This is a genomic window from Clostridium sp. Cult3 (genome assembly GCF_021655115.1).
Taxonomy (GTDB): Bacteria; Bacillota; Clostridia; order Tissierellales; family Tepidimicrobiaceae; genus PPXY01.
Genome location: NZ_PPXY01000012.1, coordinates 26913 through 39103, shown reverse-complemented (window position 1 = coordinate 39103; position 12191 = coordinate 26913). Strand labels below are relative to the sequence as shown.

12 protein-coding genes are annotated in these 12191 nt (G+C 33.2%); all 12 read left to right on the top strand.

Annotation, left to right across the window (positions count from 1 at the left end):
* Window positions 1-291 precede the first annotated feature (291 nt).
* The 12 genes from cwlD (at window position 292) to C3E88_RS02805 (ending at window position 11877) form a co-directional block, all read left to right on the top strand.
* Window positions 292-1035 (top strand): N-acetylmuramoyl-L-alanine amidase CwlD, encoded by a 744-nt coding sequence (gene cwlD, locus C3E88_RS02860; RefSeq protein WP_236908542.1) that lies wholly within the window; start codon window positions 292-294, stop codon window positions 1033-1035.
* 354 nt (window positions 1036-1389) lie between these two features.
* Window positions 1390-2484 (top strand): glycine cleavage system aminomethyltransferase GcvT, encoded by a 1095-nt coding sequence (gcvT, locus tag C3E88_RS02855; RefSeq protein ID WP_236908541.1) that lies wholly within the window; start codon window positions 1390-1392, stop codon window positions 2482-2484.
* Window positions 2485-2516: 32 nt separating this feature from the next.
* Window positions 2517-2900, top strand: coding sequence for a glycine cleavage system protein GcvH (gene gcvH, locus C3E88_RS02850; protein WP_236908540.1), 384 nt, complete (start codon window positions 2517-2519; stop codon window positions 2898-2900).
* Between the two features lie 2 nt (window positions 2901-2902).
* The gene (gene gcvPA, locus C3E88_RS02845) at window positions 2903-4249 is read left to right on the top strand and encodes an aminomethyl-transferring glycine dehydrogenase subunit GcvPA (protein ID WP_272878385.1); all 1347 of its coding nucleotides are present in this window, start codon (window positions 2903-2905) and stop codon (window positions 4247-4249) included.
* Window positions 4246-5700, top strand: a complete 1455-nt coding sequence (gene gcvPB, locus C3E88_RS02840) for an aminomethyl-transferring glycine dehydrogenase subunit GcvPB (protein ID WP_236908539.1) — start codon at window positions 4246-4248, stop codon at window positions 5698-5700. Before gcvPA ends, gcvPB begins: the two co-directional genes overlap by 4 nt.
* 12 nt (window positions 5701-5712) lie before the next feature.
* Window positions 5713-7131: a dihydrolipoyl dehydrogenase gene (lpdA, locus tag C3E88_RS02835; RefSeq protein ID WP_236908538.1), complete on the top strand. Its 1419-nt coding sequence runs from the start codon at window positions 5713-5715 to the stop codon at window positions 7129-7131.
* A gap of 244 nt (window positions 7132-7375) precedes the next feature.
* The gene (locus C3E88_RS02830; RefSeq protein ID WP_236908537.1) at window positions 7376-8317 is read left to right on the top strand and encodes a metal ABC transporter substrate-binding protein; all 942 of its coding nucleotides are present in this window, start codon (window positions 7376-7378) and stop codon (window positions 8315-8317) included.
* The gene (locus C3E88_RS02825; protein ID WP_236908536.1) at window positions 8307-9020 is read left to right on the top strand and encodes a metal ABC transporter ATP-binding protein; all 714 of its coding nucleotides are present in this window, start codon (window positions 8307-8309) and stop codon (window positions 9018-9020) included. Before C3E88_RS02830 ends, C3E88_RS02825 begins: the two co-directional genes overlap by 11 nt.
* 24 nt (window positions 9021-9044) lie before the next feature.
* Window positions 9045-9875: a metal ABC transporter permease gene (locus C3E88_RS02820; RefSeq protein WP_236908535.1), complete on the top strand. Its 831-nt coding sequence runs from the start codon at window positions 9045-9047 to the stop codon at window positions 9873-9875.
* A 35-nt stretch (window positions 9876-9910) separates the two neighbouring features.
* A complete protein-coding gene (locus tag C3E88_RS02815) occupies window positions 9911-10345 on the top strand; it encodes a Fur family transcriptional regulator (RefSeq protein WP_236908534.1) in 435 nt (144 codons plus the stop codon).
* Between the two features lie 44 nt (window positions 10346-10389).
* Window positions 10390-11241 (top strand): YitT family protein, encoded by an 852-nt coding sequence (locus C3E88_RS02810; RefSeq protein ID WP_236908533.1) that lies wholly within the window; start codon window positions 10390-10392, stop codon window positions 11239-11241.
* A gap of 24 nt (window positions 11242-11265) precedes the next feature.
* Window positions 11266-11877 (top strand): phosphatase PAP2 family protein, encoded by a 612-nt coding sequence (locus C3E88_RS02805; protein WP_236908532.1) that lies wholly within the window; start codon window positions 11266-11268, stop codon window positions 11875-11877.
* The last annotated feature ends 314 nt before the right edge of the window (window positions 11878-12191 follow it).

Genomic DNA, 12191 nt, shown 5'->3' with positions numbered 1-12191 from the left:
TGGTTTCGATATTTCCTCCCGTAGGTTATACCCTGCGTATGAATACTCATTACCTTCCACGAGCAAACTTTGTCATTCTTCACTGCTCACGAGCAAACTTTGTAACTACGTGAGCAAACTTATTTGTAACTGGACAGAAAGCACTGGATTGTCCAGTGTTTTTTTTATTATAAGATATCATATCTGATAAATAACTATCTTTTTTGGTGCCTGGCACCAAAAAAGATAGTTATTTATTTGTAATATGGACAATATACTAGCCATATATTTCAATAGAAGGAGGGAAGGGGTGTGAAAATTATATATATAAATAAAAGAGTATTACATAGAATTATTGGGATCGCACTGATTTTAATCATTATGATGGCACTGGCGGTGTTTAAATATAAATCCATGCCCGTATTAAGTTTAGCTATTACTGATAAGATTATCGGCATAGATCCAGGTCATGGCGGGGTAGATCCAGGTGCTGTAGGTATATCTGGTATAAAAGAAGATGAAATAAACTTAATGATTGGATTAAAACTAAAGAGATTAATAGAACAAAGTGGGGGCATAGCTGTTATAACTAGGAAAGATCAACAGGGATTATATACTGAACGATCTAAAAGCCTTAAGGAGATGAAGAAAGAAGATCTTGAAAATAGGAAAAATATAATAGAAAAAGGAAATTGTAATATATTTTTAACTATACATTTAAATAGCTTTCAGGATTCTAGATATTATGGTGCCCAGACCTTTTATAAACCTGACTGTAATGAAAGTATGAAATTAGCTAACTTTATTCAAGAAGAACTAAAGGAGGTATTGGACAAAGACAATCATAGATTACCCCAGGAAAGAGAGGATATATATCTATTAAACGAAATTAATACTCCCGCGGTTCTAGTAGAGTGTGGTTTTTTATCGAATCCTAAGGAAGAAAAGTTACTAGCTAGTGATAAATATCAGGAAAAAATAGCTTGGGCCATATATAGAGGAATTATCAGATATTTTGAGGAAAAGAACAGAGATTATAGTTTTAACTGTGGATAAACCTTGTGGATAAGTATATTTACTGTGGATATATAAATATTATGTAAAACCAATTGTATAAAAAGCACATTTTCATGCAATAAACTTAGTTTACATAAGTTATCCACTTGTGGATGTGGATAATGTGGATAAAGTGGATAAAACTCTCTGGACAAACTTACATATTAAATATTAGTATAAACACCTTAGAGTTATTCGTTGTAAAAATAACAGTATTGCATTAATATCCCTTCTCTTGTATAATAAAATCGATGAGACTTTTTAATAATCCTATTTTAAACAGAAAATACTATGTTTAAATTAGGGTTTTTTAGGGTATCATATGAAAGATTAAATTCAGGAAGGAGTGGTAAAATGGTAGCAAAGAAAACTCCACTTTACGACGAGCATGTAAAGCTTGGGGGCAAAGTAGTTGATTATGCAGGGTGGTTCCTTCCAGTACAATACGAAGGTCTAATTCAAGAACACGAAGCAGTAAGAAATGCAGCAGGATTATTTGACGTATCTCACATGGGTGAAGTAGTAGTCAAGGGTGAGGATGCTTTAGCGTACTTACAGTACTTAACAACAAATGATATCGCATCTATAGAAACAGATCAAATAATATACACGATGATGTGCTATCCTGATGGAGGAGTAGTAGATGACTTTTTAGTGTATAAGTATGCTGACGATGAGTATTTACTTGTCGTAAACGCTGCTAATACAGACAAGGATTTCAAATGGATGATAGATAATAAAAAGGACTTTAATATCATCATTGAAAACATTTCTGATCAAATTGGAGAAGTAGCTATTCAAGGACCTAAGTCCGAAAAAATATTACAAAAGCTAACAGACACAGACTTATCAAAGATCAAACCATTTCATTTTGATAGAAAAGTAAATATATCAGGTATAGAATGTATGGTATCTCGTACAGGATATACTGGCGAAGATGGATTTGAAGTATATGCACCAAAAGACGGTATAGTTAAGATTTGGAATGATATACTTGACGCAGGCAAAGATGAGGGGATCAAACCTACAGGCTTAGGATGTAGAGATACCCTACGATTTGAAGCTACAATGCCTTTATATGGCAATGAAATTTCAAAAGAAATTACACCATTAGAAGGTGGCTTGAAGTTTGCCGTTAAATTAGACAAGGAAGAAGATTTTATTGGAAAAGAAGCTCTTAATAAACAATGGGATGAAGGCTTAACTAGAAAAGTAGTTGGATTTGAATTGATTGGTAGAGGTATACCAAGGGAAGGCTACGAGGTATACAAAGATGACAAAAAGATCGGTCATGTAACTACTGGTTATATGTCACCAACCCTTAAGAAAAGTATAGGAAATGCCTTAATAGATATTAATGAAACTGAACTAGGAAATGAAATAGATATAATGATTAGAAACAAGCCTGTAAAGGCTAAAATAATCAGCAGAAGATTTTTAAAGAAATAAATAAATTAAAGATAATTAAGGAGGGCTAAATAATGAAGGTTATAAAGGATTTATATTACACAGAAGATCATGAGTGGTTAAAAGTTGATGGAGAGGAGGCTTATATAGGTCTTGCAGACTTTGCACAAGATCAATTAGGGGATATAGTATATGTAGAGCTTCCAGAAGTTGATGATGAATATGAAAAGGAAGAAGGATTTTCCGCAGTAGAATCAGTAAAAGCAGCAGCAGATGTTTACATGCCTGTAGATGGCAAAATCACAGAGGTAAACGAAGAACTGCTAGATGATCCAGCCCTAATAAACCAGGATCCATACGAAAACTGGATAGTTAAAATTGAAATAGCAGATAAATCTCAATTAGATGACTTAATGACAAGTGAGGAATATGAAAAGTTCTTAGACGAGGAGGTTTAATTATGTATCCTTACATCCCAAACACTAAAGAAGATGAGCAGAGGATGTTGGAAACCATAGGAGTTGACTCAGTAGAAGATCTATTTAGTGATATACCAGAAGATATGAAACTCAATAGAGAGTTAGATCTAAAAGCTTCCATGTCAGAATTAGAAGTAGCTAATTATTTGACAAAATTATCACGATCCAACACCACAATAGACGATTTAACATGTTTTTTAGGAGCTGGTGCATATGATCACTATATACCTTCAATAGTAGGACATATCACCTCAAGAAGTGAATTTTATACTTCCTATACTCCATATCAAGCTGAAATTAGTCAAGGTACATTACAATATATATTTGAATATCAGACTCTTATATGTGATTTAACGGGCATGGATGTATCTAATGCTTCACTATATGATGGCGGAACGGCTATTGCAGAAGCAGCATTCATGGCATCCAATATAACAAGAAGGAACAAGGTGGTTATATCAAAAACTGTCAATCCTAATTACAGGACAGTACTAAAAACCTATGCTCATCTTCAAAATATAGAAATAGTCGAAATAGAAGATGAGGAAGGTGTAACGGATCTAGAAGAATTGAAAAAACATGTGGATGATAAGACAGCAGCTGTTATAGTCCAAAGTCCAAACTTCTTCGGCATTATTGAAGATCTAGAGGCTATTGAAGAAATTGCTCATAGCCAAAAGAGGACTATGTTTATTACATCTGTAGATCCAATATCCTTAGGGATTTTGAAATCACCGGGTTCTTTAGGAGCTGATATCGTAGTAGGAGAAGGTCAATCTATGGGTATTCCACTTTACTTTGGTGGACCATATCTTGGATTTATGGCAACTAAAAAAGCCCACATGAGAAAACTGCCTGGAAGAGTTGTAGGAGAGACCGTAGATGTAGATAACAACAGAGCCTTCGTATTGACATTGCAAGCAAGAGAGCAACATATTAGAAGGGAAAAGGCAACTTCCAACATCTGTTCAAATCAGGGAATAAATACATTAGCAGCTGCAGTATATCTTGTTACTCTAGGAAAAGAGGGTTTAAGAGAAGTGGCAACTCAAACTACACAGAAGGCTCACTATGCCTTTGAGCAAATAACTAAATCAGGTGATTACAAACCACTGTTTGATAAGCCTTTCTTTAAAGAATTTGCGGTAACTAGTTCTGTAGATGCAGATAAGATAAATCAAAAATTATTAGAAGAAAAAATTCTTGGAGGTTACTCATTAGGAAAAGAATATCCCCAATATAAAAATGGAATACTCTATGCTGTTACTGAGAAGAGGACAAAAGAAGAGATTGATATCTTAAGTTCAGTATTGGAGGGGATAATATGAAAAAGTATGATAAATTAATATTTGAATTATCAAAACCAGGAAGAACTGCTTATAGGCTACCTGAAAATGACGTAGAAGAAGTAGCCCTTGAAGAGTTAATTCCTGAAGAATACTTGAATAAAGATGAGTTAAACCTTCCAGAAGTAAGTGAAGTTGATATAATTAGACATTACACCAATCTTTCCACTATGAATTTTGGTGTAGATACAGGTTTTTATCCATTAGGTTCTTGTACTATGAAATATAATCCAAAGGTCAATGAAGATATGGCAAAGCTCGATGGATTTGTGAATATACATCCACTTCAACCTGAAGAAACAGTACAAGGTACATTAAGATTAATGTATGAACTAGACCAGGCACTGTGCGAAATATCTGGTATGGATAAAATGACCTTACAACCAGCAGCTGGTGCTCATGGTGAGCTTACAGGATTAACCCTGATTAGAGCCTATCATGAAAACAGAGGAGATAATAATAGAACTAAGATAATAGTTCCAGATTCAGCTCATGGTACCAATCCAGCGTCATCAGTAATGGCAGGATTTGATACTGTTGAAATCAAATCTACAGAAGAGGGTTTAGTAGATATTGAAAGTTTAAAAGCTGTACTAGATGATAGCATAGCAGGATTAATGTTAACAAATCCAAATACACTAGGATTATTTGATAAGAATATTAAGGAAATTACATCTTTAGTTCATGAAGCAGGCGGCTTAGTATATTATGATGGGGCTAATGCCAATGCTATCTTAGGGAAGGCAAGACCTGGAGATATGGGGTTTGATGTGGTTCACTTTAATATCCATAAGACATTTTCCACACCTCATGGTGGAGGAGGACCAGGTTCTGGACCAGTAGGAGTTAAGGAATGTTTATTAGAATTTTTACCTGTACCAACTGTAGAAAAAGATGGAGATAGATACTATCTAAACTATGATATACCAAAATCAGTAGGTAAGATGAAAGACTTCTATGGACATTTTAACATCATGGTTAGAGCCTATACCTATATATTGACTATGGGCAAGGACGGCTTAAAGAAAGCAAGTGAAATGGCAGTATTAAATTCTAACTATTTAGCTCATAGATTAAAAGACCATTATAATTTACAAGAAGATGCTATTTTTAAACATGAATTTGTTTTAGCGGGATTAAAGGGTGATTTATTAGATGTAAGTACTTTAGACGTAGCAAAGAGACTATTAGACTATGGGTATCACCCACCAACAGTATATTTCCCATTAATAGTAAATGAAGCATTAATGCCAGAGCCAACAGAGACAGAAACCAAGGAAACATTAGACGAATTTGCAGATGCATTAATTAAAATAGCAGAAGAAGCAAAAGAAGATCCAGAAATATTGAAAGAAGCGCCTCATAACACTCCTGTAAGAAGAGTGGATGAAACGAGAGCAGCAAGGAATCCTATACTTAAATATGAAGGGTAGGTGTAAGACTAGTTGACTAAAAATATAGCAGTTATAGGAGCAGGTCCAGGAGGATATGTAGCAGCTATAAGAGGAGCTCAACTAGGTGCCAATATCTATTTGATAGAGGATAGGGAAGTAGGGGGTACATGCCTTAATCGGGGCTGTATCCCTACTAAAACTTATTTTAGAAACGCAGAGATAATGAGTACCTTAAGGCGTTCTGAAGAATTTGGGATTACGATAGATAATTATAGACTAGATGGCAAAGCACTACAGGAAAGAAAAAAAGCTGTAGTAGGTCAGCTAGTAGGTGGCATCGAAAAATTGATATCCTCATATAAGAACATTGAGTTCATTCCCGGAAGGGCTTCTATAAAGGATAAGAATACTATAATAGTAGATTTAAAAGATGGAAACAATCGCGAAATAACGGTAGACAATATGGTTATCGCTACTGGATCTAAGCCTACTATGACGGAAACTAAAGGAGTAGATTTAGAAGGAGTAATTACTAGTGATGATCTATTGGAAATGGAAGAGATACCAGAAACTTTAATAGTAGTAGGTGGTGGAGTAATAGGTCTTGAGTTTGCAAGTATATATCAAGAATTAGGCAGCCAGGTTATTCTTCTTGCATCTAGGATATTAAAAAATGTAGATATGGAATTGACTAGAAGACTACCTATGTTTTTTAAGAAACAAGGCATGGAAACTTACGTAGATATAAGAGCTAAAGAGATCACCAAAGAAGGCGATAAGCTAAAGGTAATTGCTAGGTATAAAAATAAAGATGAAGAAATTGAGGTAGTTGGAGATAAGGTATTGATCGCCTCTGGTCGAGGTCCTGTGGTGGAAGGTTTAAACCTAGATCACATTGGAATAGAACATGATCAAAGAGGTATAAAGGTCAATGAAGACTTTGAAACTACAGTAGAAGGTATATATGCCATAGGCGATGTAAATGATTTAGGCATTCAACTAGCTCATGTAGCATCTAGTCAAGGTATATACGTAATGGAGAAGTTAATGGGGTTAACGCCAGATATAAATCTAGATATATATCCTAACTGTGTGTTTACTTTACCGGAGGTAGCCTATGTAGGATTGACTGAAGGGGAATTAAAGGAAAAAGGCATAGACTATATAACTAGCAAATTTATGTTTGCGGCTAATGGAAAAGCTTTATCCTTAGGAGAAGGAGAAGGATTTATAAAAGTATTTGCTTCAAAAGAAGATAAGAAGATTTTAGGCGTTACTATACTAGGGCCTCATGCCAACGATTTAATTCATGAAGGAGCTTTAGCTATAGCTAATGATATGGATATAGATAGTATAACTAGAACCATCCATGCTCATCCAACTCTAAGTGAAGCTTTTATGGAAGCGGTACATGGCTTAGAGGATAAGGCAATCCATATAGCACCACCAAGAAAGAGAAGAAAAAAATAGATAAAAAAGAGTAAAGTGATATATCATTTTACTCTTTTTTTATTTTAACTAACTAATTCTATTCATATCCTTTTTATTTTGTTTGTGAGAAATCTTATCAAGTGTTTTTAAATTATTTTCATATTGATTAAATTTGACAAATACTGTATAATTATTTTTAGTTGCAAATAATTTGCATCTGCAGTTAAAAAATATAAAATAGGGTATAATCTCTAGGGAAACATAAAAATATAGGAGGAAAAAAATGAAAATTAGGAGAGCTTTATTAAATATAATGATATTAGTTTTAATATGGACTTTTCTCTCTGGATGTAGTAGTATCGTTGGAGATGAGGAAAGTGTCTCTAATGATAGAATAAAAATAATTGCTACTCTATTTCCTCAATACGATTTTGCTAAGGAAATAGTAAAGGAAAAAGGTGAAGTGAGCCTACTACTCCCTCCTGGTGTAGAAGCCCATTCCTATGAGCCTACTCCAAAGGACATAGTAGATATAAAAAAAACAGATGTATTTATATATACGGGAAAATACATGGAACCTTGGGTGGAAAAATTGATAGAAAATATGGATAAGGATTCTATAGTAGTTATAGATATAAGTCAGGGAATAGAGCTTATAGATGAAGAAGACCATGATCATGGTCATGATGAAAAGGATCCTCATATATGGTTAGACCCTGTATATGGAGAGAAAATAGTAGACAATATATTAGAGGGGATTTTAATGGCAGATGGAGAAAACGAAGATTTCTACAGACAAAATGCCAAAGCCTATAAGGAGAAACTAGCAGAATTGGACAAAAAGTTTGAAGAAACCTTTAGTAAGACTAAGCATAAAACTATCATGCATGGAGGGCATTTTGCTTTTGGCTATTTTGCAAAACGCTATGGATTAGAATATATGTCTCCCTATGAAGGATTTACACCTAATGCAGAGCCAACTCCTAGAAGGATATTAGAATTGATTGAAAGGATGAAATCCACTGGGATCAATGTAATCTACTATGAGGAATTGATAGATCCTAAAGTAGCTAAAATCATATCCGATGAAACGGGAGCGGAGATGCTCCAATTACATGGAGCTCACAATATATCAAAGGAAGAGTTAGAGTCGGGGATAAGTTATATAGAAATAATGGAATCCAATCTAGAAAAATTGAAACAGGGGTTAATTTATGATGAATAATATCTTAACTGTGGATAATTTAAGTTTTAGCTATGGGAAAAATCAAATATTAAAGGATATTAGTTTTAAAATAGAGGAAGGAGATTATGTAGGTATTGTTGGGCCCAATGGTTCTGGTAAAACTACATTGATAAAAATTCTACTAGGATTAATCGATTCTAATAGAGGACAGGTTAAATTTCATGGCGATGTGGCAAGGGGAAACTCCATTGGATATGTACCTCAAAGTGCAATAGAAAGGGATAAGCTATTTCCTGCAACGGTAAGAGAGATAGTAGCTACCGGATTGTTATCCCAAAAGGGAGGATTAAAGTTTTACTCAAGGGAAGATTATAGGAAAGTTGATAGTATCATAAGAAAGCTAGAGATAGAAGATTTAAAGGGTAGAAAAATAGGCAATCTATCTGGTGGTCAAATTCAAAGAGTCTTATTAGCCAGGGCTATGGTGTCTGAACCAAAAATATTGTTCCTAGATGAACCTACTAGCGCTCTGGATCCCAAAATAAGGGAGGATTTTTATGCTATATTAAAGGAAATAAATAGAGAAGGGGTAACCTTAATCCTTGTGTCCCATGATATTCTTTCAATAAAGAAATATATCAATAAAATACTCTATTTAAACAGGAAAATAATCTTCTATGGTCCTTATGAGGAATTTAAAAATTCAAAAGAAATAGTCCGGTATTTTGGCCTATTTTCATGAAATAACCAATGGTGGTGGTATTAGATGAAAGATATTATTGTTCTAATAATAGAAGCATTGCAACAGGATTTTATATTGAGGGGAATTGTTGTAGGTTCTCTAATAGCTATTTCTTCATCTTTTTTAGGAATATTTCTAGTACTTAAAAAACATTCTATGATTGGTGATGGATTAGCCCATGTAAGCTTTGCGACAGTAGCTATTGCACTATTATTGGGTAAATCTCCCTTGTTGGTGTCTATACCTTTGGTTATTCTGTCGTCATTTTTAATATTGAAACTAAATGAGAAAGCAGATTTACATGGGGATGCAGCAATAGGCCTTATCTCGTCTTTTGCTGTAGCAGTAGGGGTTTTAATTTCCAGCATAGCAAAGGGATTTAATGTGGATCTATTTTCCTATTTATTTGGCAGTATTTTGGTAATAAGTAGAGTAGATTTGATTCTATCTGTGATACTATCTATAGTAGTCATACTAATCATATTACTTTTCTACAATAGTTTATTTGCTATAAGCTATGACGAAGAATTTGCCAAGGTATTAGGGATAAATTCAAAATTTATCAATTATCTAATATCTACTCTAACCTCTATTACGGTGGTTTTGGGAATTAGGGTAGTTGGTACCATGCTCATTTCCAGCATGATAATATTCCCTACGGTCACAGCACTGCAAGTATCTAACGGCTTTAAGAGTACCATACTTATTTCCTCTATAGTATCGGTATCTAGTGTTATATTGGGAACCTTTATATCCTATATACTTAATCTTCCTACAGGGGCAACTATTGTAATCATAAATGGAGTTTTTTTCATACTATTCTTTTTAATGAGGAAGTTAAAGTATAGTAAATAGGCATAAATAATAAATATGCAAAGGGGAATGGTAAAGTGGTTAAGAGTAGTGACAATGGAGAGATCTTCAAGGAATATGGAATAAAAAACACAAAACAGAGAAACATTTTATTAGATATATTGAAGGAGGGAAAGGATCCATTAACAGCAGAAGAAATATTTTTAAAAGCTAGAAAGGTAGACAAGCATATCAATCTCTCTACCATATACAGGACACTCAATATATTTGTATCAAAGAACATAGCGATAAAACTAAATCTTGAACAGGAAAATAAGTCTATGTTCCAATTAAATATTATGGATCATGACCATTATATAATATGTGTATCTTGTCACAAAAAGGTAAGTATAGATCATTGTCCTATTATTGGCTATGAATATTTTATGAAAGAAAGGACGGATTTTGATATCATAGGGCATAAACTTGAGATATATGGCTATTGCCCCAAATGTAAGAATAGAGATATATAGATGATTAGATAAATATTGTCAAAAAACAGAGAGGTGAAATAAATATGAAAAGAAAAATAAAAGAATATCTACTAATTACTGTTGGAATGATAATGGTTGCTATAGGGCTATATTTTTTCCTCATGCCTGGAAAATTAGCCATAGGAGGCGCTAACGGCTTGGCAATGGTTATCAATCACTGGGTTCCATTTATATCTGTAGGAACTCTTATGATAATAATCAATATAGTTTTGTTTATAATTGCTTTTCTAGTAATTGGAACTAATTTTGGAGTAAAGACTATATATGCTAGTTTGGGGACTTCCGTAATGGTTTCTTTATTTGAAAAAGCAGTTCCTATTTATGAGCCTATTGTAGGAGATATAATATTACAACTTATTTCTGGTGTTTTTATATCGGCAATTGGTATGGGAATTGTATTCAATCAAAATGCTTCTACTGGTGGCACAGACATTATAGCAAAGATATTGAATATGTTTTTTGGCATAGGGTTAGGAAAAGCAGTGATGTTTTCCGACATTGTCATAACTATAGGAGCAGGCTTTGCATTTGGGCCTGAGCTGGGAATGTATGCTTTACTTGGTATTATCATAAATAGTGTAGTAATAGATTCGACGATAGAAGGGATGAATTTAAGCAAGGCAGTAAGTATTGTAAGTGAACATAGTGAAGGTATAAAGGACTATATAATTTATGAACTGGAAAGAGGAGCAACTATATACGAAGCCAAAGGAGCATATACCGATCATAAAAAGGATGTAATTGTAACAGTAGTAGATAGAAAGGATTTTATTAAATTGAAAAACCATATTAAAAGCATAGACAAAAATGCTTTCGTTACAGTGAGTAATATATATGAAGTATTAGGCGATGGTTTCATGGATATTGAAGACTAGACACTAAATGATAAGGAGAGAATCATGAAGAATAGTAGAAAAAAAACACTAGCTATTTTAGCTTTAATTATATTTATTGTTATAGGGGTAAAGGTTAAAGCTTCTCAGGAAGGGATATTATTTGATGAAAGAATAATGGATTATATTCATGGTAAGGCTACCCTATTAGGAATAGATATTATGAGAAAAGTCACCTATTTTGGCTCAGTATATTTTTTTCTGCCTATAGGTTTAATAATATTTTTTTATATGTTAAGGAAAAGAGATACTATAGGTGTTTTTCTATTGATCCTATCAACACTAGGTTCTTATGGGCTAAATTACATACTCAAAAATATATTTATAAGGACTAGACCATTAAAATACTTCTTAATAGAACAAGGTGGTTATAGCTTTCCTAGTGGTCATGCTATGGTGTCAATGACTTTTTACACGACCATGACCTATTTGCTTATTAGGAAGATAAACAAAAAAGAGACAAAAGTGCTATTAAAATCTATTAATTTTTTGACTATAGTCCTAATAGGTTTCAGTAGAATATATCTAGGAGTACATTGGCCTACAGATGTATTGATGGGGTACTTAATAGGATATTTATTTTATATTGGAATGATTTCTTTAATTCCTAAAGAATGACTATTAATAGCAAATATTATAGGCTATCGGGCTTCTCTTTTAAAGAGAAGCCTTAGTAGTTCAATTAATAAATTGTAATATTTGAAAAATTAAACATTTAGTCTTTATTCAAAGGTCAAATAGTGATATAATTAAACTTAACAGGGCTTTAGTACACTGACTTGTTAAACACTAACAAACATATAATGATCTTATCTATTTATATAAAAGTTATTCAACTTTATTCTTTTCATCTAATTCTTACAGTAATTTTCTAATGTTTCCAATAATAAATGGGTTTAAATAACATAGTAATTTAATATAAAGACTACAGT